Source organism: Streptomyces sp. NBC_01363, assembly GCF_026340595.1.
In the GTDB taxonomy this organism is placed as follows: Bacteria; Actinomycetota; Actinomycetes; order Streptomycetales; family Streptomycetaceae; genus Streptomyces.
Window position 1 is genome coordinate 3,521,197 of sequence record NZ_JAPEPF010000001.1, and the last position, 20,847, is coordinate 3,542,043.

Annotated in this window: 20 protein-coding genes and 1 pseudogene; 9 read left to right on the top strand and 12 right to left on the bottom strand. The window is 70.9% G+C overall.

Annotated features, from left to right (window positions below; all coding sequences use genetic code 11):
- Positions 1-29: 29 nt before the first annotated feature.
- The 3 genes from cobT to OG611_RS16215 all read right to left on the bottom strand — a co-directional run bounded on the left by cobT (position 30) and on the right by OG611_RS16215 (position 3,321).
- Complete coding sequence (gene cobT, locus OG611_RS16205) at positions 30-1,136, bottom strand: nicotinate-nucleotide--dimethylbenzimidazole phosphoribosyltransferase (protein WP_266420231.1); 1,107 nt, start codon at positions 1,134-1,136, stop codon at positions 30-32.
- 95 nt (positions 1,137-1,231) lie between these two features.
- Positions 1,232-2,071 carry a class I SAM-dependent methyltransferase gene (locus tag OG611_RS16210; protein ID WP_266420234.1) on the bottom strand — a complete coding sequence of 280 codons (840 nt, stop codon included), beginning with the start codon at positions 2,069-2,071 and terminating at the stop codon, positions 1,232-1,234.
- A gap of 47 nt (positions 2,072-2,118) precedes the next feature.
- Entirely contained in the window at positions 2,119-3,321 is a 1,203-nt protein-coding gene (locus OG611_RS16215) for a bifunctional adenosylcobinamide kinase/adenosylcobinamide-phosphate guanylyltransferase (RefSeq protein ID WP_266420237.1), read from the bottom strand.
- A gap of 127 nt (positions 3,322-3,448) precedes the next feature.
- Here OG611_RS16215 and OG611_RS16220 point away from each other — a divergent pair, with 127 nt between their 5' ends.
- Entirely contained in the window at positions 3,449-3,658 is a 210-nt protein-coding gene (locus tag OG611_RS16220; protein WP_072483289.1) for a hypothetical protein, read from the top strand.
- A gap of 106 nt (positions 3,659-3,764) precedes the next feature.
- Here OG611_RS16220 and OG611_RS16225 read toward each other — a convergent pair whose 3' ends face one another.
- The 3 genes from OG611_RS16225 to OG611_RS16235 all read right to left on the bottom strand — a co-directional run bounded on the left by OG611_RS16225 (position 3,765) and on the right by OG611_RS16235 (position 6,383).
- Positions 3,765-4,838 (bottom strand): S1C family serine protease, encoded by a 1,074-nt coding sequence (locus OG611_RS16225; RefSeq protein ID WP_266420241.1) that lies wholly within the window; start codon positions 4,836-4,838, stop codon positions 3,765-3,767.
- A 97-nt stretch (positions 4,839-4,935) separates the two neighbouring features.
- Positions 4,936-5,694, bottom strand: coding sequence for a bifunctional 2-polyprenyl-6-hydroxyphenol methylase/3-demethylubiquinol 3-O-methyltransferase UbiG (locus OG611_RS16230; protein WP_266420244.1), 759 nt, complete (start codon positions 5,692-5,694; stop codon positions 4,936-4,938).
- An 89-nt stretch (positions 5,695-5,783) separates the two neighbouring features.
- On the bottom strand, positions 5,784-6,383 hold the full coding sequence (locus OG611_RS16235) for a DUF3043 domain-containing protein (RefSeq protein WP_266420247.1): 600 nt from the start codon (positions 6,381-6,383) through the stop codon (positions 5,784-5,786).
- A 297-nt stretch (positions 6,384-6,680) separates the two neighbouring features.
- Between OG611_RS16235 and OG611_RS16240 the strand changes: the two genes are divergently transcribed.
- From OG611_RS16240 to OG611_RS16260, 5 genes are all read left to right on the top strand, one after another.
- On the top strand, positions 6,681-7,463 hold the full coding sequence (locus OG611_RS16240) for a PspA/IM30 family protein (protein ID WP_072483677.1): 783 nt from the start codon (positions 6,681-6,683) through the stop codon (positions 7,461-7,463).
- Positions 7,464-7,472: 9 nt separating this feature from the next.
- Positions 7,473-7,751 carry a hypothetical protein gene (locus OG611_RS16245; RefSeq protein WP_124718101.1) on the top strand — a complete coding sequence of 93 codons (279 nt, stop codon included), beginning with the start codon at positions 7,473-7,475 and terminating at the stop codon, positions 7,749-7,751.
- Positions 7,752-7,941: 190 nt separating this feature from the next.
- Positions 7,942-9,201, top strand: a complete 1,260-nt coding sequence (locus tag OG611_RS16250; RefSeq protein WP_266420252.1) for a sensor histidine kinase — start codon at positions 7,942-7,944, stop codon at positions 9,199-9,201.
- On the top strand, positions 9,198-9,893 hold the full coding sequence (locus tag OG611_RS16255) for a response regulator transcription factor (protein WP_266420255.1): 696 nt from the start codon (positions 9,198-9,200) through the stop codon (positions 9,891-9,893). The genes OG611_RS16250 and OG611_RS16255 overlap by 4 nt, the downstream gene beginning before the upstream one ends.
- A gap of 164 nt (positions 9,894-10,057) precedes the next feature.
- Positions 10,058-13,213, top strand: coding sequence for an efflux RND transporter permease subunit (locus OG611_RS16260; protein ID WP_266420257.1), 3,156 nt, complete (start codon positions 10,058-10,060; stop codon positions 13,211-13,213).
- Positions 13,214-13,313: 100 nt separating this feature from the next.
- Here OG611_RS16260 and OG611_RS16265 read toward each other — a convergent pair whose 3' ends face one another.
- Together OG611_RS16265 and OG611_RS16270 are read right to left on the bottom strand one after the other, a co-directional pair.
- Positions 13,314-13,508: a DUF397 domain-containing protein gene (locus tag OG611_RS16265; protein WP_266420260.1), complete on the bottom strand. Its 195-nt coding sequence runs from the start codon at positions 13,506-13,508 to the stop codon at positions 13,314-13,316.
- A complete protein-coding gene (locus OG611_RS16270) occupies positions 13,505-14,332 on the bottom strand; it encodes a helix-turn-helix transcriptional regulator (protein ID WP_266420263.1) in 828 nt (275 codons plus the stop codon). The genes OG611_RS16265 and OG611_RS16270 overlap by 4 nt, the downstream gene beginning before the upstream one ends.
- A gap of 149 nt (positions 14,333-14,481) precedes the next feature.
- Between OG611_RS16270 and OG611_RS16275 the strand changes: the two genes are divergently transcribed.
- Positions 14,482-14,790 carry a hypothetical protein gene (locus OG611_RS16275; RefSeq protein WP_266420265.1) on the top strand — a complete coding sequence of 103 codons (309 nt, stop codon included), beginning with the start codon at positions 14,482-14,484 and terminating at the stop codon, positions 14,788-14,790.
- Between the two features lie 13 nt (positions 14,791-14,803).
- Here the strand turns inward: OG611_RS16275 and OG611_RS16280 are convergent.
- Positions 14,804-15,771 (bottom strand): annotated as a pseudogene (locus OG611_RS16280) (hypothetical protein); the annotation flags it as partial.
- A gap of 179 nt (positions 15,772-15,950) precedes the next feature.
- On the bottom strand, positions 15,951-17,159 hold the full coding sequence (gene nadA / locus OG611_RS16285; protein WP_266420267.1) for a quinolinate synthase NadA: 1,209 nt from the start codon (positions 17,157-17,159) through the stop codon (positions 15,951-15,953).
- Positions 17,160-17,393: 234 nt separating this feature from the next.
- Here nadA and OG611_RS16290 point away from each other — a divergent pair, with 234 nt between their 5' ends.
- Positions 17,394-17,750 carry an iron-sulfur cluster assembly accessory protein gene (locus tag OG611_RS16290; protein WP_030933606.1) on the top strand — a complete coding sequence of 119 codons (357 nt, stop codon included), beginning with the start codon at positions 17,394-17,396 and terminating at the stop codon, positions 17,748-17,750.
- A 106-nt stretch (positions 17,751-17,856) separates the two neighbouring features.
- Here the strand turns inward: OG611_RS16290 and OG611_RS16295 are convergent, their stop codons facing one another.
- Positions 17,857-19,344 carry a hypothetical protein gene (locus tag OG611_RS16295; RefSeq protein WP_266420283.1) on the bottom strand — a complete coding sequence of 496 codons (1,488 nt, stop codon included), beginning with the start codon at positions 19,342-19,344 and terminating at the stop codon, positions 17,857-17,859.
- Between the two features lie 161 nt (positions 19,345-19,505).
- Positions 19,506-19,703, bottom strand: a complete 198-nt coding sequence (locus tag OG611_RS16300; RefSeq protein ID WP_266420286.1) for a hypothetical protein — start codon at positions 19,701-19,703, stop codon at positions 19,506-19,508.
- A gap of 160 nt (positions 19,704-19,863) precedes the next feature.
- Between OG611_RS16300 and OG611_RS16305 the strand changes: the two genes are divergently transcribed.
- Positions 19,864-20,838 (top strand): carbohydrate kinase family protein, encoded by a 975-nt coding sequence (locus OG611_RS16305; RefSeq protein WP_266420288.1) that lies wholly within the window; start codon positions 19,864-19,866, stop codon positions 20,836-20,838.
- Positions 20,839-20,847 lie beyond the last annotated feature (9 nt).

A 20,847-nucleotide genomic window follows, 5' to 3' on the forward strand; every position in this document is an offset into this window, starting at 1 on the left:
ACGGCCGCAGCACCGCCGGTCCGTGAGCCTCAGGTCGCGTCGCCGTAGGCGGCGCCTGCCTCGGCTCCCTCGTCGGCGCCGTCCTTCTCCTCGGCGACGGGGTCGCGTTCGGGCAGCTCGGCCGCCAGTGCGGCAGCGGCCCGGACAAGCGGGAGTGCGAGCAATGCCCCGCTTCCTTCCCCCACGATGACGCCGTGGTCCAGCAATGGGTTGAGCGCCATTCGGTCCAGTGCCTTGGCCTGCGCCGGCTCGCCGCTCGCCTGACCCGCCAGCCACCAGTCCGGCGCCCGGAAGGCCGCCCGCTGACCCACCAGCGCACAGGCCGCGGAGACCACGCCGTCCAGGATCACCGGCAGCCTGCGCACCGCGCACTGGAGCAGGAACCCGGTCGTCGCCGAAAGATCCGCACCGCCCACCGTGGCCAGCAGCTCCAGCTGATCACCGAGGACCGGCCGGGCCCGCCGCAGCGCGTCCCGGATCGCCGCACACTTGCGCATCCACGCCAGATCGTCGATCCCCGCGCCGCCGCGCCCGGTGACCACCGAGGCGTCCGTACCGCACAGCGCCGCGATCAGCGTGGCCGCGGCCGTCGTCCCGCCCACGCTCAGATCGCCGAGCACCACCAGATCGGTGCCCGAATCGGCCTCCTCGTCGGCGATGGCCATGCCGAGCCGTACCGCCTGCTCGGCCTCCTCGGCCGTCAGCGCGTCCTCGATGTCGATCCGGCCGCTGCCGCGCCGCACCCGATGACGTACCACCGACTCGGGCAGCAGTTCCGGATCGCAGTCCAGGCCGGCGTCGACGATCCGGACCGGCACGGAGAACTGCCGGGCCAGCACCGCGAGCGGTGTCGCGCCGTCCAGCGTGGCCCGCACCAGCTCGTGGGCGGTCCCGGCCGCGCGCCCGGAGACACCCAGCTCGGCCACCCCGTGATCACCGGCGAAGAGCACCACGCGCGGCTGCTCGATCGCCTTGACCGGTACGGACTGCTGCGCGGCCGAGAGCCATTCGCCCAGCTCGTCCAGGCGGCCGAGGGAGCCGACGGGAACGATCACGCGCTCCCGGCGTTCCTCGGCGTCGCGCCGTACGCCGCCGTCGGGGCGTTCGATCAGGTCGGAGAAGTCGTCCAGATTCACGGGGGTCTGCCTCGCGGGTCGATGCGTCGAGTGGGCCGGTGAGCCCGGCGGCGGGCTCACTGCGGAACAGTACCCGCCGCATTTCTGACGCCCGGTCAGTGCGAGGTTCTTCCGCCGAACCGCAGCTGCGTCATCGCGGGCGTCAGGGTCCGCAGCCCCGGGAGCAGCGACTGGATCCGGATCAGCTCGCCCATCGCGCCCCGCCCCCGCGGCAGCCGCAGCGCGCGCACCTCGGTGATCGCCGGATGCGCACCGCGCAGCTTGGGCCGCTCGCCGGGATTCATGGCCCAGCGCATCGGCGGAATGGTCATGGCGCCGACCTTCGACGTGCCGGCCACCGTGCCCCTGGCGAGCCAGCGCGCCATCGTGTCCAGGACCAGGACACCGCCGGGCAGCCGTTCGGCGCAGGCCGCCAGGATCTCCCGGACCTCCGCGGGGCGCAGATACATCAGCAGCCCCTGGGTCGTGACGACGACGCCGCGGCCTTGCGGGTCGTCGATCTCGTCCAGCCAGGAGAGATCGGTCGCCGACCGCGACAGCGTGCGCAGCCGGTCCGAGCCGGGCAGCAGCGTCCGGCGCAGCTCGGCGACCTCCGGCAGATCCACGCTCAGCCAGTTCAGCAGGCCGTTGTCGACCCGCCAGAAGCCGGTCTCCAGACCGTCGCCGAGCGCGACCACGGTGGCCCGCGGCCGGTCGGCGAGATACTCCTGCACGGCCAGGTCGAAGCAGCGCGAGCGCAGTCCCTGGGCTTGCGAGTGGAACGGATTCGGCCGCCCGAACCGCTCCTCGAAGGGGTAGTCCAGATCCTCCAGCAGCCGCAGCGCCACCGGATCGTCCAGCACCGGATAGGGCCGGCCGGCCTCGTACGCCCGGTTGTAGAGCGTCCACAGCAGGGTCTCCGGAACCCCGCTCAGCATCGGTTGCACACGTGCCATGCCCGCTCCTCCTGTTGCTTCCGTGCCCATCTTTGCCCTGCCTCCGGTCAGCCGCGCAGGGTCAGTACCTGCCCGGCCACCACCAGCAGCACCTGTTCGCACTCGTCGGCGAACGCGGCGTTCAGCCGGCCCAGCTCGTCCCGGAAGCGCCGCCCGGCAGCGGTCGCGGGCACCACGCCCGAGCCGGTCTCGTTGGTGACGGCGACGACCGTACGACGCGTTCCGCGCACCGCCGCGACCAGCTCGGCGGTCCGCTCCCGCAGGGCGCCCTCGCCGCCGCCCGCCCATGCCGCGTCGTCCCAGGCCGCCACCCGGTCCATCGCGTCGGTCAGCCACAGCGACAGGCAGTCGATCAGCAGCGGAGGCCCGTCCGACTCCAGCAGCTCCACCAGCTCACAGGTCTCCTCGGTGCGCCAGGCGGCCGGTCTGCGCTCCCGGTGCAGGCCGATCCGGGCCGCCCACTCGGCGTCCCCCTCCCTGCCGCCACCGGTCGCCACGTACACCACCTCGGGGAACGTCTCCAGGCGCCGCTCGGCCTCCACCGACTTGCCCGACCTGGCCCCGCCCGTCACCAGCGTGCGCCGCGGCACCTCCGGGGCCGTGCGGTACTCGCCCACCACCAGCGTCGTGCCGTCCGGCACGGCCCGCGCGCCGGCCGCCGCGAGCCGCCGGTCCAGCTCGGCGCCGGGCGGCGCGTCATGGTCCAGATGGACGGCCACGACCTCGGTGGCCGGGCCGATCGCCGCCACGGCCCGCAGCCTTGCCACCGCGTCCGGCCGCCCCACCACATCGCCGACCACCATGTCGTACGGCTCCGCGATCCGGTCCGCGAGACCGGCGGGGGCGGCCCCCGGTGGCATGTACAGCAGCCGCGAGCCCTCCGGTCCCGTGACCTCGTACCCCGTCCCCGGAGCGTCCATCGGCACCGCCCGCACCCGGTGCCCGCTGATCAGCGTCAGCACCCGCCCGTCCGGCACCCGTCCCGCCGGGGGCAGCCCCGCGGGCAGCTCCACGGCGGGCCCGTCGTGCGGATGGGTGAGCAGCACCTGCCGTACCCCGGTGAGCGAGTGCCCCGCACGGGCCGCGGCGAACACGGCCCCCGGAGTCAGGTCGAGCAGCAGCGCGTCGTCGACCAGCAGCGCGGTCGACGCCCGCGAGCGCGCCCCGCGGGCGGCGGCGCAGGCCGCGCAGGGACATTCGGGCCGCGGCAGCCCGTCGGGGGCTCCGGTGCCGAGCAGAGTCAGTTCCACGCTTCCGATCCTCCCGCGTCCGGGCAAGCGGTGCGCGACTTGGGGGCGTCCGGACGGGTGCGGGCCCGGTCCCCGCACCGGACTCAGGCACTAGGCTGCGGGCAGCAAAGTGACCCAGGAGGCGGACATGGCGTGGACGTGGCGGTTCGAGAAGTCCGACGGTACGGAGACGGAGCCGGCCCTGCAGCCGGAGGAATTCACCACCCAGGGCGACGCGGAGTCCTGGATCGGTGAGTACTGGAAGGAACTCCTCGACGGCGGGGCGGACCAGGTGACGCTCTTCGACGACTCGACGAAGATCTACGGTCCCATGAGCCTCCAGGCGGACCAGGGCTGATCCGCCCCGTACGGCGGGGCCCCGCCGTACGGGCCCCCGCCGTACGGGCAGGGAGACAGGCCCGTACGGCGGCGCCCCGCGCGACGCGAGGACGCCAGGGCGTGTTTCAGATCTCGCCCAGGGTGACCTTCGCCTTCTGCTCCGCACCGTTGCGCAGATAGGTCACCTCGACCTTCTGGCCCGGTTTGTCCGAGGCCAGCGCCTCCGACAGGGCGGTGATCGTCGGGACCGGCTGACCGTCGATCCCGGTGATGATGTCACCGGCCCGCAGCCCCGCCTTCTCCGCGGCGCCGTCCTTGGTCACGCTGACCAGTGCCACCCCGATCGGCTGGTAGTTGTCGTCGACGACCGTGCGTCCGGTGATGTTCAGGGCCGCCCGGCCCGAGTCGGTGACCTTGCCGCTCTTGATGATCTGATCGGCGACCGTCTTCACCATCGACACCGGGATCGCGAATCCGATCCCCGGCGCCGCGCTGTTGCCCAGCTCCGGGTCCGTCGCCGCCAGGGTCGGGATGCCGATCACCTCGCTGTCCAGATTGACCAGCGCGCCCCCGCTGTTGCCCGGGTTGATCGCGGCCGAGGTCTGCACCATGTTCGCGATCGTCGCGCCGGTGCCGCCGCCCGCTCGGCTCTCGCTGACGGTCCGGCCGAGCGCCGAGACGATGCCCTGGGTGACGCTGGAGGACAGCCCGAGCGGCGAGCCCATCGCCAGGACGATCTGCCCCACCTCGACCTTCTCCGAGTTGCCGAACGTCGCGGGTTTCAGCCCGGCCGGCACGCTGTCGAGCTTGATGACGGCCAGATCCTGTTCCGGATAGGTGGCCACCAGCTTGGCGCCCTTCACCTTCTCGCCGGTGGCGACGGTGACCTTGAACGTCTTGCTGTTGCCGACCACATGGGCGTTGGTGACGATATGGCCCTTGGTGTCGTAGACGATGCCGGAGCCCAGGCTCTCGGAGGCCTCGATCTGCACCACGGACGGCAGCACGTTCTTGATCACGGTCTGGTAGTCGCTCTGCAGGTCACCGGCGGTCCGGGTGGCGGAGGCCGACCTGCTGGGTTCGGCCGTCGGCGATTCGGAGGCCGCGTCCGAGCAGCCGCTCACCAGGGCGAGCGCACAGACACTTGCGATCAGGGGCAGCAGCCGGCGGGCACGGCCGCGGGAGTGGGATGCATCCATGTCCGGATTATTGCTTTTTGCGCCGCTCTCGGCCTGTCGGGTTCGGCCGGGCGGGGCGCGTCGCCGGACTGTCCCGGCGACCCGCTCCCGCGTCCGCTCAGCCCCGCACTCCGCACAGATGCAGCAGTGCGGCCACCCGGCGGTAGGGATCCGTCCGCCCGGCACGGTCCTCCGCGGCCAGCACCTGCTCCAGTTCGGCGGCGGCCGGCAGCTCCACGTCGTTGCTCACGTTGTCCGTGAAGACGCGTACCCCGTACCAGGCGTGCAGGGGCGCCGCGATCCCGGCGAGCGTGGACGTCAGGGCGTCCAGCCGGTCGGCCCGCACCGTGAGGCCCAGCCGGTTGGTGTACGTGTCCGTGTCGAAGGCGGTCAGCGTCGCGCTCCAGTCCCCGGCGGTCCCGGGGCGCATCGCCAACGCGTCCGCGTTCCGTACGAGCAGCGACAGCAGTCCGCCCGGGGCCAGCATCCGGGCCAGGCCCGCCAGCATCGCGTCCGGCTCCCGGACGTACATCAGCACGCCGTGACAGAGCACCACGTCGAAGCTGCCGGGCAGGAAGTGCACCCCGGTGTCCAGGCCGTTGCCCTCGATCAGCCGGACCCGCTCGCGGATGCCCGCGGGTTCACTGCCGAGCGCCTCCTTGGCCACCCGCAGCATCTCGGCATCGGACTCCAGGCCGGTCACCGTGTGACCGGCCCGCGCCAGGCGGAGCGCCTGGGTGCCCTGGCCCATGCCCACGTCGAGCACGCGCAGCCGCTGTCCGACCGGGAAGCGCGCCGCTATCTGCTCGTCGAGCTGCCGGGCCACCAGCTCCTGGCGGACGGTGTTGCGCAGCCCGCCGAGCCCCTTCAGCCACACCGAGGAGGCTCCGGAGAATCCGGCGACGGGAACGGCATCGTCCGGCCGACCGGCGGACGGACCGCCGGTCGAGCCGGAGACGTGCGTACTCAGGGTCGCTCTCCCCGCTTGACCTGCGGCTTCGGCAGCCGGAGGCGACGCATCTGAAGCGTGCGCATCAGGCCGTAGGCGACCGCGCCACGCTTGGGCGTATCGGGGAAGCGCGCGTTGAGCTGCTTCTTCAGGCGGAACGCGAGACCGATCGAGTCGATCACGATCAGCACGATCACGATGAGCCAGAGCAGCAGCGAGATGTTCTGGATGTTCTGCACCTGGATCACGCTGAGGATCAGAATGATCACGGCGAGCGGCAGGAAGAACTCCGCGATGCAGAAACGCGAGTCCACGTAGTCGCGGACGAAGCGCCGCACCGGGCCCTTGTCGCGAGCCGGCAGATAGCGCTCGTCGCCACTGGCGAGCGCCTCACGCTGCTTGGCCATGTCCACACGGCGCGCTTCGCGCTGCCGCTTCATGGCCTCCTTGCGGTCGAGCGGCGCGCCACTGGAGGCGCGACGGCGCTGCGACTGGGCATCGCTGCGCTTGGGGGTGGGGCGACCTTTGGGGGCCTGCGGGTCGCGGGGCTGCGTGGAGAGGTCCGCCGTCACCTTGCCGGTGGGCGCCTTCTCTTCCTTCGAACGGCTACGGAACACAAGGCCCAAGGGTACGGGTTCGATCGCCCCGACCCCAGGCCGGTCGGGAACGATCCGGCAACGGCCCGCGTCCTCGCTGGTGTACCGGCCCGTCCGGTACGTTCGGCGGCACCGGGTCTCCCTGACCTCCGCCTACTCCTTGGGCCGGAGTGGTGACCTGGTGCAGTCGTCCTTGGGTAGGAGCACATCCGTGCTCGAACAGTGCGGTAATAGAGGCAGGGCCCGTACTGTGGGTTCTGTTGGAGTGCTGGAGCTCAGTCCGTCAGAAGGGGGCGCGCGAAGCCCATGAGCGGTGTCATGAAGCGTATGGGGATGATCTTCCGCGCGAAGGCAAACAAGGCCCTTGACCGGGCCGAGGATCCGCGCGAGACCCTCGATTACTCGTACCAGAAGCAGCTCGAACTGCTTCAGAAGGTACGTCGCGGTGTCGCCGATGTGGCGACCTCGCGCAAGCGGCTGGAGCTGCAGCTGAACCAGCTGCAGGGACAGTCGTCCAAGCTGGAGGACCAGGGCCGCAAGGCACTCGCGCTCGGCCGCGAGGACCTGGCCCGCGAGGCGCTGTCCCGGCGCGCCGCACTCCAGCAGCAGGTCACCGACCTGGAGACGCAGCACACCACGCTGCAGGGCGAGGAGGAGAAGCTCACTCTCGCGGCTCAGCGGCTGCAGGCCAAGGTCGATGCCTTCCGCACGAAGAAGGAGACCATCAAGGCCACCTACACCGCCGCCCAGGCGCAGACCCGGATCGGCGAGGCCTTCTCCGGGATCTCCGAGGAGATGGGCGATGTCGGCCTGGCGATCCAGCGGGCCGAGGACAAGACCCAGCAGCTGCAGGCCCGAGCCGGCGCGATCGACGAGCTGCTCGCTTCCGGAGCCCTGGACGACCCGACCGGTACGGCCAAGGACGACATCGCCGCCGAGCTGGACCGGATCTCCGGTGGTACGGATGTGGAGCTGGAGCTGCAGCGCATGAAGGCCGAGCTGGCCGGCGGCTCCACCCCGCAGCAGGCGATCGAGGGCGGCCCGCAGGATGCCGCCCAGCAGCAGTCGTCGCAGTCCCCGCACAGGTTCGACAAGAGTTGAGGCGGCGTCATGATCGTACGGATCATGGGGGAGGGCCAGGTCGCACTGGCCGATAGTCATCTCGCCGAGCTCGACGGGCTCGACGACGAACTGCTCGCCGAGATGGAGAGCGGTGACGGACCCGGCTTCCGTGCCACTCTCCACGCGCTCCTGGCCAGGGTGCGCGAGCTCGGTACAGCGTTGCCGGACGACTCCCTGGAGCCGTCCGAGCTGATCCTGCCGTCGTCCGACGCGACCCTCGAAGAGGTGCGCGCCATGCTCCGCGACGACGGTCTGATTCCCGGCTGACGCCGGTCGTCTCTCCAGCACCCGCACGAACCCGTGCCCCGTGTCCGGTCCGCCGGACACGGGGCACGGCCGTGCCAGGGCCTTCCGTTCGGATCGCACAGGGCTCGCGGGGCCCGGCCCGCCGTTCTCCGGTGTGCTCCGCGCGGGACCCGGTCCGATTCCCGCGCGACACGCCGTAACGTAGCTTGACGTGACCACCCTCGGAACCGGGGTCCTGCGCGTCCGGCACTGGCTGCGCGACCATCCCCTCGCGCTGGACGCCGCGCTGGCCCTGACCGTGCTGATGGCCATGCTCATCGGGTCGTTCGCCCATTCGGGTGCGGGGGAGGGGCGCACCTTCGGCACCCGCGCGCCCGCGGTGAGCAGCCTGCTGCTGATGGTGTCCGGTGCCGTGGCGCTCATCTGGCGGCGGCGCAATCCCCTGGCGGTGCTCGCGGTCACCGCCGGGCTGACGGTCATCGAGCTGGTGGTGGGGTCCGATCCGCCCGCGCCCGTGGTCATGAGCACCGTCATCGCGCTGTTCACCGTCGCCGCCCGCACCGACCGGCCCACCACCTGGCGGGTCGGTCTGCTGACGGTGGCCGCGCTGACGGCCGCGGCGATGCTCTTCGGCCCGGCGCCCTGGTACAGCCAGGAGAACTTCGGTGTCTTCGCCTGGACCGGCCTGGCCGGCGCCGCGGGGGACGCCGTCCGCTCCAGGCGCGCCTTCGTCGACGCGATCAGGGAACGGGCCGAACGGGCCGAACGCACCCGCGACGAGGAGGCCCGGCGGCGGGTCGCCGAGGAGCGGCTGCGGATCGCCCGCGATCTCCACGATGTCGTCGCCCACCACATCGCCCTGGTCAACGTGCAGGCCGGGGTGGCCGCCCACGTCATGGACAGGCGCCCCGACCAGGCCAAGGAGGCGCTGGCCCACGTCCGGGAGGCCAGCCGCTCCGCGCTCGACGAACTGCGCGCCACCGTCGGGCTGTTGCGCCAGTCCGGCGACCCGGCGGCGCCGACCGAACCCGCCCCCGGGCTCGCCGTCCTCGACGCCCTGGTCGACACCGTCCGCCGGGCCGGGCTCCCCGTCGAGGTGGCCTGCACCGACCGGCGGCCCCCGCTGCCCGCGGCCGTAGACCTGGCCGCGTACCGGGTCATCCAGGAGGCGCTGACCAATGTCCGCAAGCACGCGGGCCCCGGGGCGAAGGCCGAGGTGAGCGTCGTACGGGTCGGGTCCACGGCCGAGATCACGGTGATCGACAACGGCTCCGGCGGGGGCTGCGACGGCGACGGCGGTGGTCACGGCCTGCTCGGGATGCGCGAACGCGTCACCGCGCTCGGCGGCACCCTCACCGCAGGGCCCCGCTACGGCGGCGGATTCCGGGTACATGCGATCCTGCCCGTCGAGGCCCGCACGGCGGAGTCCGGGAAGCCGGGCGCGGCGGGCCGGACGGGGGAAGACGCATGACGCCGCCCATCAAGGTGCTGCTCGTCGACGACCAGGCGCTGCTGCGCAGCGCGTTCCGGGTGCTGGTCGACTCGGAGGCCGACATGGAGGTGGTCGGCGAGGCGGCGGACGGCGCGCAGGCCGTGGAGCTCGCCCGCTCGACCCGCGCCGACGTGGTGCTGATGGACATCCGGATGCCCGGTACGGACGGACTCACCGCGACCCGCATGATCAGCGCCGATCCGGAACTGGCCGACGTACGGGTCGTCATGCTCACCACCTTCGAGGTGGACGAGTACGTGGTGCAGTCGCTGCGGGCCGGGGCGTCCGGCTTCCTCGGCAAAGGGGCGGAACCGGAGGAACTGCTCAACGCCATCCGCATCGCCGCGGGCGGCGAGGCGCTGCTCTCACCGGCCGCGACCAAGGGCCTGATCGCCACCTTCCTCGCGCAGGGCGGCAGTTCGGAGGGCGACGGGCCGAGCGCCGCGGAGTACTCCGAGCGGCTCGCCGCGCTCACCGGCCGTGAGCGCGAGGTGCTCGTCCTGGTCGCCGGGGGCCACTCCAACGACGAGATCGCCGAACGGCTCGTCGTCAGCCCGCTCACCGTCAAGACCCATGTGAACCGGGCGATGGCGAAACTGGGCGCCAGGGACCGGGCCCAATTGGTGGTAACTGCCTACGAATCCGGCCTGGTGCGCCCCAGGGTGGAGTGACGGGTGGAGATACGGCGTACTCCACCTGCGGTATGCGCGGCATAAGAAAGCGACCTGGGGCCGACGCTTTCGCCCTTGCCCGTAGGACATCGTGTATCTGGGCCGGGTCTGTCCCCGAGTGACCCGCCCACCTGCCGCGTAAGCCACAGAAGAGAGACCCACCCATGTCCTGGCTGTCCAGATTCAGCCTCGCGCAACGGGCCCTGATCGGACTGATCTCGATCGTCGCGCTCGTATTCGGAGCGATCGCGATCCCGCAGCTCAAGCAGCAGCTGCTGCCCACCATCGAACTCCCGATGGTGTCGGTGATCGCCCCCTATCAGGGAGCGTCCCCCGATGTGGTCGAGAAGCAGGTCGTCGAGCCGCTCGAGAGTTCCATCAAGGCCGTCGACGGCGTCACCGGCATCACCTCGACCGCCAGCGAGGGCAGCGCCGTCATCATGGCGTCCTTCGACTTCGGCAGCGAGGGCACCAAGCAGCTCGTCGCCGACATCCAGCAGGCGGTGAACCGCGCCCGCGCCCAGCTGCCCGACGACGTCGACCCGCAGGTCATCGCCGGCTCGACCGACGACATCCCGGCCGTCGTCCTCGCCGTCACCTCCGACAAGGACCAGCAGGCGCTCGCCGACCAGCTGGACCGCACGGTCGTCCCCGCCCTGGAAGACATCAGCGGCGTCGGCCAGGTCTCGATCGACGGTGTGCAGGACCTCCAGGTCTCCATCACCCCCGACGACAAGAAGCTCGCCGCCGCCGGTCTGAACGCCACGACGCTCTCCCAGGCGCTCCAGGCGGGCGGCGCGACCGTTCCCGCCGGATCCTTCTCCGAGTCGGGCAAGAGCCGCACCGTCCAGGTCGGCGGCGCCTTCACCTCCCTGAAGCAGATCAAGGACCTGCGGGTCACCGGTCAGGACCCGGCAACGGGCAAGCCCGGCACGCCGGTCCGCGTCGGTGACATCGCCACGGTGAAGCAGGAGCCGTCCACCGCGGTCTCCATCACCCGTACGAACGGCAAGCCGAGCCTCGCCGTGATGGCCACGATGGACAAGGACGGCAGCGCCGTCGCCATCTCGGACGCGGTCAAGGACAAGCTCCCCGACCTCCGCAAGGACCTCGGCGCCGGCGCCGAACTGACCGTCGTCTCGGACCAGGGCCCCGCCGTCTCCAAGGCGATCTCCGGTCTGACCACCGAGGGCGCGCTCGGTCTGCTCTTCGCCGTCATCGTGATCCTGGTCTTCCTCGCGTCGCTGCGCTCGACCCTGGTCACCGCGGTCTCCATCCCGCTCTCCGTGGTCCTCGCGCTGATCGTGCTCTGGACCCGTGACCTCTCGCTCAACATGCTCACGCTGGGCGCGCTGACCATCGCGATCGGCCGCGTCGTCGACGACTCGATCGTGGTCCTGGAGAACATCAAGCGTCACCTCGGCTACGGCGAGGAGCGTCAGTCGGCGATCATCACCGCGGTGAAGGAAGTGGCCGGCGCGGTCACCTCCTCGACCCTCACCACGGTCGCCGTCTTCCTGCCGATCGGTCTCGTCGGCGGCATGGTCGGCGAGCTCTTCGGCTCCTTCTCGCTGACCGTCACCGCGGCCCTGCTGGCGTCCCTGCTGGTCTCGCTGACCGTCGTCCCCGTTCTGTCGTACTGGTTCCTGCGCGCCCCGAAGGGCGCCGCGGAGAACCCGGACGAGGCCCGTCGCAAGGCCGAGGAGAAGGAAGCCCGCAGCCGGCTCCAGCTGCTCTATGGCCGGGTGCTGCGCTTCGCCACCCGACGCCGTATCACCAGCATCGTCATCGCCGTCGCCGTGCTCTTCGGCACCTTCGGCATGGCCCCGCTGCTGAAGACCAACTTCTTCGACCAGGGCGAGCAGGAAGTCCTCTCCATCAAGCAGGAGCTGGCCCCCGGCACCAGCCTGGCGGCCGCCGACGAGGCGTCCAAGAAGGTCGAGAAGCTCCTCGCCGACGACAAGGGCGTCAAGGACTACCAGGTCACCGTCGGCTCGTCCGGCTTCATGGCGGCCTTCGGCGGCGGCACCGGCTCCAACCAGGCCTCGTACCAGGTCACCCTGAAGGACTCGGGCGACTTCGACGCCACGCAGAAGCGCATCGACGCGGCGCTCGGCAAGCTCGACGGCATCGGTGACACCACCATCTCCGCGGGCGACGGCTTCGGCAGCCAGGACCTCAGCGTCGTGGTCAAGGCCGCCGACGCGGACGTGCTGAGGAAGGCGTCCGAAGAGGTACGGGCCGAGGTGGCCAAGCTCAAGGACGTCACCGACGTCCAGAGCGACCTCGCGCAGAGCATCCCGCGGATCTCGGTCACGGCCAACGCCAAGGCCGCGGAGGCCGGATACAACCAGACCACGCTCGGCGCGGCCGTCGCCGGAGCGGTGCGCGGCACCCCGTCCGGCAAGGCGATCATGGACGACACCGAGCGGGACGTCGTCATCAGGTCCGCCCACCCGGCCACCACGATGGCCGAGCTGAAGAACCTCCCCCTCGGCCCGGTGAAGCTCGGACAGATCGCCGACGTCGAACTGGTCCCCGGACCGGTCTCGATGACCCGGATCGACGGCCAGCGCGCCGCGACCGTCACCGCCAAGCCCACCGGTGACAACACCGGTGCGGTCAGCACCGCGCTTCAGACGAAGATCAACGCACTGAAGCTCCCGGACGGCGCCACCGCCACCATCGGCGGTGTCTCCCAGGACCAGGACGACGCGTTCGTGAAGCTGGGCCTGGCCATGCTCGCGGCCATCGCGATCGTCTTCATGCTGCTGGTCGCGACCTTCCGGTCGCTCATCCAGCCGCTGATCCTGCTGGTCTCCATCCCGTTCGCGGCGACCGGCGCGATCGGCCTGCTCGTCATCACCGGCACCCCGATGGGTGTCCCGGCGATGATCGGCATGCTGATGCTGATCGGCATCGTGGTCACGAACGCGATCGTGCTGATCGACCTGATCAACCAGTACCGGACCCAGGGCATGGGCGTCGGCGAAGCGGTCATCGAGGGCGGCCGCCACCGGCTCCGCCCGATCCTGATGACGGCACTCGCGACGATCTTCGCCCTGCTCCCGATGGCGCTCGGCGTCACCGGCGAGGGCGGCTTCATCTCGCAGCCGCTCGCGGTGGTCGTGATCGGCGGCCTGGTCACCTCGACGCTGCTGACTCTGCTCCTGGTGCCGACGCTGTACACGATGGTGGAGCTCTTCAAGGAACGCCGCGCGAAGAAGAAGGCGCTCAAGCGGGCGAAGAAGGCGGGCGTCGAGGCGCCGGCCGAGTCCGCGGAGACCCCCTCCGAGGAGCCGGAGCCCGCGAAGGCCTGACCCGCCTGGCATGACGAGGGGCCTGTCCCACACGAGCGTGTGGGACAGGCCCCTTCGGGTTTCCGCTTGCTGCTTGAGCGCTGCTGCTGCTTGAGCGCTGCTACTTGAGGGAGGAGACGAACGCGCCCCAGGCCGCGGCCTGGACGACGAGCGCCGGACCGGCGGGGTTCTTGCTGTCGCGTACGGGGACGATGCCGGGGAAGTCGTCGCTGATCTCGACGCATTCGCCCCCGTTGGTGTTGCTGTAGCTGCTGCGGCGCCAGTGGGCGGTGCTCAGCTCGGGGGAGTGGGTCATGGTCGGTAGCCCTCCATCGCGGTCCGGATCAGTTCCGCCGACTCGGCCAAGGAGAGGGAGTTGGCGCGCAGTACCTCGTACTGCCGCCGCCACTTCTTCACCGCGGCCGGATCCTCGTAGAGATGACCGGCCTGAATGCCCTCCTCGTACGCCACCGAAGTGCCGTCGGGCAGGGCCAGCAGAGTCAGCGCGCCACCCAGCAGCGAGTGCGGCCCCGCACTGAACGGCATCACCTGAACTTTACTGTTCGGAGTATCCACCTGCTCCAGCAGCGAAGCCAGTTGCTCACGCATGCAGGCCGGACTGCCTACTTGCCGACGCAGCACGGCCTCGTCGACGATCGCCCACCGGAGCGGCGGATTCTCCGAACGCTGCCGCTCCTGCCGCGACATGCGCGCGGCAACGCGTTCATCGACCTGTTCGGCGCTCAGATCCTCCTGGCAGCTGAGCAACCCCCGCGCGTACTCCTCGATCTGGAACAGCCCCGGCAGTGCCTGCGCGCCGTACTGCTCTATCACCTCGGACCGGAACTCGAAGTCCATGTACCGCTGGTACTGGTCGGGGTGGATCTCGCGCCGGGCGAGCTCGTAGAGCCCGTGGAAGTGGTCATCCGTCCCGAAGGCCATGTCCAGCCTGCTGGGAATGTCCGGCGGCGGCATCAGGTCGGCCGTCTCGATCCGGGCCAGCGTGCTCTTGCTGGAGTTCACGATGCCCGCGAGCTGCACGAGCGACAGGCCCGCCCGCTCGCGGTGGCGGCGCTGCTCGGAGCCGAAGTAGTGGCGGGCGGACAGATAAGGGGTGAGCGGCTGGGGCTTGAACGTCACGGTGCGTGCCTTTCGTGTGTCCCGTTCCCAAGGCCGGGACAGCGGCGCCCTGTTGGGTCGAGATTCCTCAGGGCGACGATTGCGGCACACACCGTAACCACCCTCTCGTGCGGTGCGCCAGAGGGCCTGCTCCGGAGGTAGCGACCGACATGATGTTCGACGGACAGGGCCGGGCCCTGCGATTGCTCCCGTGGACCAACGAGCGCGGCGGCCCGTGCTGGCTGAGCGCGGCGGACCCGGACAGCCGCCTCTCCCGGATGGCCGACGAACTGGAGGCCGACATGATCGCCTCGGCCGAGTACGTACTGGATCAGGCCCGGGAGCTGTTGGCGGAGACCGTGGTGGGGGAGCAGGAGCTACGGTTCGCGGGCACCCGGCTCGCCGAGTCGCTGGGGGACACCCTGCGGATCGCGGAGAGCCGGGGCGGGCGGTTGGCGAGCGGCGGGAACGCAGGCTGAGGAGGCCGGGCGGTCAGCGTCGGGCGGCCCCGCTGAGAGCCTGGACGATCCGGAGCCACGTCTCGCCGTGCGGGTGGGCGTGCCGGACGCTGAGGGCGAGGATCTCCCTCAGCAGCCGGGCACGGGTCTCCTCGGGTGCGCGGGGAGGAGCGTGGCCAGCTCGTCCGGTTCGACACCCTCGACGGCTCCGTCGAGCACCATGCCCGCCTGGGCGTGGGTGAGGGAGGACAGCCTGTCGTCGAAGACCTGCCCCTCGACGGCTGCCGCGTGCAGCAGCGCGTTGCCGTCCCCGGCCGCCAACGCCCTTTCCACGTACGCCTGGAGGGCGTCGCGGTCCTCGACGAGGCGGTACGCGGCGTCCAGTCCTTCGGTGCGGGTGACATCGAGGAGGGCGACGTGCGCGAGCGGGGTGGCCTCGGAGGGCTGGGCCTGGAGGATGCGGGGGTGCTCCTGGAGGAAGGCCCGTGACTCCGCCCAGGTGGCGCAGTCCACCCACTCCGCCATCTGTTCCGCGAGGATCAGCGGATCGTAGGCGGCGGTCACGCCGTGGGCGAGGACGGCCTCGCGGAGCGCGGCGTGCTGTTATGCGGTGCGGGGGTCCAGGAGTGCCAGTTCTTCGAGGGCTGTCGCTGTCTCCTCGCGCTTGAGCACTTCCGCATTACGGGACCAGACATCGCGTGGCTGGGGCCAGTTGGCCGCGAACATCCAGGAACTGACGAGGTCCAGCGTCTCCGGTGACAGGGCGAGCCAGGCCGGTGCGGGGGCGAAGGTCTCTTCTTCCCACGCGGTGCGTACGGCGTCGATGTCGCGGAAGGCGCGAAGCGCCCGCCGGGCCCGTACGGTCACGGGGTCCGCGCCGCCGCTGTCCGGCGCGGAGTCCCCATCGAGGAAGGCCACGAGCCCGCGTACGCCGATCGAGGCCTGGGGATCGGGACAGTCCAGCAGGAAGACGCTCTGCTCGACATCGAGACGTGCGAGACGTCATGTGGCGCCGTGCCCCGTGAATGTGCGCTGCTGCCGTGGATGAAGCAGCGTAATTACGGAGAGGGCTGTTCGAGTGCCATATGGAGGAAAGCGGCCCTTGGGGGCGTTTTGTGCCCGTACGCGAGCGGAAGACCCCGGCACCGAGGTAACCGGGGCCTTCCTGTATGCCGGGGTTCCTACGGCAGCGCCAGCATCCGCTCCAGCGCGAGCTTGGCGTACTTCTCCGTCTCCGGGTCGACCTCGATCCGGTTGACCAGGTTGCCCTCGGCCAGCGACTCCAGCGCCCACACCAGATGCGGCAGGTCGATGCGGTTCATCGTCGAGCAGAAGCAGACCGTCTTGTCGAGGAAGACGATCTCCTTGTCCTCGGCCGCGAACCGGTTCGCCAGGCGGCGCACCAGGTTCAGCTCGGTGCCGATCGCCCACTTCGAGCCGGCCGGGGCCGCCTCCAGGGCCTTGATGATGTACTCCGTCGAGCCGACGTAGTCCGCCGCCGCCACGACCTCGTGCTTGCACTCGGGGTGCACCAGGACGTTGACGCCCGGTATCCGCTCGCGGACGTCATTGACGGACTCCACCGAGAAGCGGCCGTGCACCGAGCAGTGCCCGCGCCACAGGATCATCTTCGCGTTGCGCAGTTCCTCGGCGGTCAGGCCGCCGCCCGGCTTGTGCGGGTTGTAGAGGACGCAGTCCTCCAGCGACATCCCCATGTCCCGGACCGCGGTGTTCCGGCCCAGGTGCTGGTCGGGCAGGAAGAGGACCTTGGCTGCCGAGGGCTCCCCCTGCTCGAAGGCCCACTCCAGCGCCCGCTTCGCGTTGGACGAGGTGCAGATCGTGCCGCCGTGCCGCCCGGTGAAGGCCTTGATGTCGGCGGAGGAGTTCATGTACGAGACGGGTACGACCTGCTCGGCGACCCCGGCCTCGGTCAGCACGTCCCAGCACTCGGCGACCTGCTCGGCGGTGGCCATGTCGGCCATGGAGCAGCCCGCCGCCAGGTCCGGCAGCACGACCTTCTGGTCCTCGGTGGTCAGGATGTCCGCGGACTCGGCCATGAAGTGCACGCCGCAGAAGACGATGTACTCGGCCTCCGGCCGCGCGGCCGCGTCCCGGGCGAGCTTGAACGAGTCGCCGGTGACATCGGCGAACTGGATGACCTCGTCGCGCTGGTAGTGGTGGCCGAGGACGAACACCTTGTCCCCGAGCTTCGCCTTGGCCGCACGGGCACGCTCCACCAGGTCCGGGTCGGACGGGGATGGCAGGTCGCCGGGGCACTCGACGCCGCGCTCGCTCCTCGGGTCGGCCTCACGGCCGAGCAGGAGCAGGGCGAGGGGCGTCGGCTGGACGTCGAGATCCTGGACGGGGTGGGCCGTGGTCACGTCACGCACCCTTTCTTCTCTGCTGAAAGCTTCTGCGAAAGCCTTTTCGTCTAATTGACGCTATCTATCATATCCGGTTCACGTCACTTTGACGATGGCCATAGTGTCGATGTGACGCATCCCCCCGGCCGACCGGTGTGCGAGCATGATTGGAACAGGCAAGCGCTCGGCCCGGAATGAATCCGCGGTCCCGACGGTTGCAACGTCGGCAAGCAGTCTCCGTACAACCCGGGAGAGAAGCAGATGTCCGTATCGGACGAGACCACCACCGTGAGCGACGGCATCCTCCTGTCCGACGCCGCCGCAGCCAAGGTCAAGGGCCTGCTGGAGCAGGAAGGCCGTGACGACCTGGCGCTGCGCGTCGCCGTCCAGCCCGGCGGCTGCTCGGGCCTGCGCTACCAGCTCTTCTTCGACGAGCGTTCGCTCGACGGTGACGTCGTGAAGGACTTCGACGGCGTCAAGGTCGTCACCGACCGGATGAGCGCTCCGTACCTGGGCGGCGCCTCCATCGACTTCGTCGACACCATCGAGAAGCAGGGCTTCACGATCGACAACCCCAACGCCACGGGCTCCTGCGCCTGCGGTGACTCCTTCAGCTGAGTCCTGAAGGCGGCGCGCACGCCCGAGGGCGTCGCGCGGAACGGCACAACGGCGGCGGCCCCGGATTCCGGGACCGCCGCCGTCGTCGTGTCCGAGGGTCCGGCGCTCAGCCGCGGGGCACGTCGGCGCCCGACACCGCGTCGACCACCCTCCGGCCGTCGAGCGGCGTGTCGAGCGTCACCTTCCGGGTCAGCTCCTTGGCGATCATGATGCAGACCTTCTTCCCGGGCTGCTTCGACTCCGTCACCCTCACGGTCACCCGGTCCGGGCTCTCGGTCGCGCTCGCGGTGTACGTACTGCACACCCCGCCCCAGAACGTCACCGAAAGGGTCCGCCCGTCGGCGCTGTACGACAGCGACTGCCGGGACTTCTCCGCGCTCCCCGGGGAAGGCGTCGGGGCCGGTACGGGGGCGGTCGTCGCGGGTGCGTCCTTCGCCAGGTACGACGGGGCCACGGCGACCTGCGACACCGTGGTGCCCAGGCCGCCGGCGGCCGGCCGCACCGAGAACAGCCAGGACGGTACGAGCGTCTGCTTGCCCGCCACGTACTGCGTCGCCAGGCCGAACACCGCCTTCTCGACCGTCACGGTCGTCGTCGGCCGCTCCGCCCCGGTCCGCGCCCCGCAGTGGGCCTTCGGCGTCTTTCGGCCTTCGTCCAGTGGTACGGGGGCGGCGCATCCGCCGATGTCCGCGCGCGCACCCGTGCCGGGCGCCGAACCGTTCAGCTGCTCCAGTGCCTCGGCCGCGCCGATCACCGGATAGCTGTCGCCCTTCGCCAGGCCCTTCAACTGCCCGCTGCCGCCGACCACTTCACCGTCCGGGCCCACCTGGATCCCGGTCGACCAGCCGTATGTGGGAAGGCCGTCCACCTTCGGGTCGGCGTTCACCACCCGTACCGAACCCATGAGTTGGCGGGTGTCCAGCGCGGCGTCGTCCTGGCCCGCCGCCTTCAGCACCGGTGTCGCGGCAGCCCTGGCGGCGCTCTCGCTCACCGGGGAGCCGCCGCCCGGAGTCGGCTGCTCGCCCGAACAGACCGTCACTTTCCGGCAGTTGTCCGTACCGCCGGAGCCGTACCGGGTGAAGCTCCAGGTGCCCGGAGCCTGCTTCTCCACCCGCAGGACCGGGCCCGAACCGTCCCCGTCGGACCCCACCTTCCAGTACGTCTCCTCCGCCTGCGGCGTGCCCGCCAGCCCCAGCGCCTTCGCCAGCCGGGCCACCTCGGCCGCGGAGACGGTCCCCTCCGCGCGCTGCACGGCGGCCGTGCGCGGCCCCTCGGGCAGCTTGCCGGACGCGCGGTAGACCACCCGGCCGCCGTTCGGATCGGGCTCGCCCGGCGCGATGCCCCGTGGGGGGCCTCCGGGACTCCCGGGCGCCGTCGGAGTGCCCGCGTGCCCGCCCAGGGCCAGCGGGGGCGGGGTGCGCCGCCCGTCGGCGTCCGCGCTGCCGCCGGACCTGCCGTCGCCGTCGGCCGCGGTAGCCGCCCAGTACGCGCCACCGCCACCGGCCAGCAGTACGGCTGCCGCCACCGAGGCCACGGCGAGCGGCGAACGCCGCCGGGGGCCGGTCACGTCGTTGTCGGGTCGCTCGGTGCTCACCGGATCGCTCCTTCGCCTGCATTGCCGTCACATGCCGTCGCCCGGCCTGTCGTCCGCCCCCGGATCGGGGACAACGATGGGACGGGGCAGCGGCGCGCACGGTTCCCGCAGGTTTCCCGCGCGGGGCGTCAGGCGCGATCGGTACCGGTCTTCGGCGCCTCTCAGTCGCCGTAGTCGGACATGGCGTCGATCAGCCGGGCGGAGGCGGCGGGCACGGTGACCCCGTGAATCCGGGACGGCGCGACCGGAACGGGGGCAGACTTCGGGTGGGCCACCCAGTGCGGAGCCATCCGCGCGCAGTCACCGCGCAGCTCGGCCAGGCTGATCTCGGACTCGCGCGTGGCGATGTGGTTCGACATAACCGCACCGTAGGCACCGCAGGCCACAGGAAGAAAGCCCTACTATCGGGTAGTTTTTCCCCCTTCAGGGCAGGTCCGGGGAACCGGTAGCGTGAACTGTCACGCCGCCCCGGGAACACAGTCACCCGTTCCCCCCGATCTCCGCAGGAGCAGTCTCCCCGTGCGAATCGCAGTCACCGGCTCCATCGCCACCGATCACCTCATGACCTTCCCCGGCCGTTTCGCCGACCAGCTGGTCGCGGATCAGCTGCACACGGTCTCGCTCTCCTTCCTGGTCGACAACCTCGATGTGCGCCGGGGCGGTGTCGCCGCCAACATCTGCTTCGGCATGGGCCTGCTGGGCACGGAGCCGATCCTGGTCGGTGCCGCCGGCTCCGACTTCGACGAGTACCGCGCCTGGCTCGACCGCCACGGCGTCGACACCGGGTCGGTCCGGATCTCCGAGGTCCTGCACACCGCCCGCTTCGTCTGCACGACGGATGCCGACCACAACCAGATCGGTTCCTTCTACACCGGTGCGATGAGCGAGGCCCGGCTCATCGAGCTGAAGGCCGTCGCCGACCGGGTCGGCGGCCTCGACCTGGTCTCGATCGGCGCCGACGACCCCGAGGGGATGCTCCGCCACACCGAGGAGTGCCGCTCCCGCGGCATCCCGTTCGCCGCGGACTTCTCGCAGCAGATCGCGCGGATGGACGGCGACGAGATCCGGATCCTCCTGGACGGCGCCACGTACCTCTTCTCCAACGAGTACGAGAAGGGGCTCATCGAGTCCAAGACCGGCTGGACCGACGAGGAGATCCTGGCCAAGGTCGGCCACCGGGTCACCACCCTCGGCGCCCGTGGCGTGCGCATCGAGCGCGCCGGCCAGGAGCCGATCGAGGTCGGCTGCCCGGAGGAGGAGATCAAGGCCGACCCGACCGGCGTGGGCGACGCCTTCCGGGCCGGTTTCCTCTCCGGTCTCGCCTGGGGCGTCGGCCTGGAGCGCGCCGCCCAGGTCGGCTGCATGCTGGCCACCCTGGTCATCGAGACGGTCGGCACCCAGGAGTACACCCTGCGCCGCACCCACTTCATGGACCGCTTCACCAAGGCGTACGGCGACGAGGCCGCCGCCGAGGTCCGCACGCACCTGGGCTGATCCGGCGGA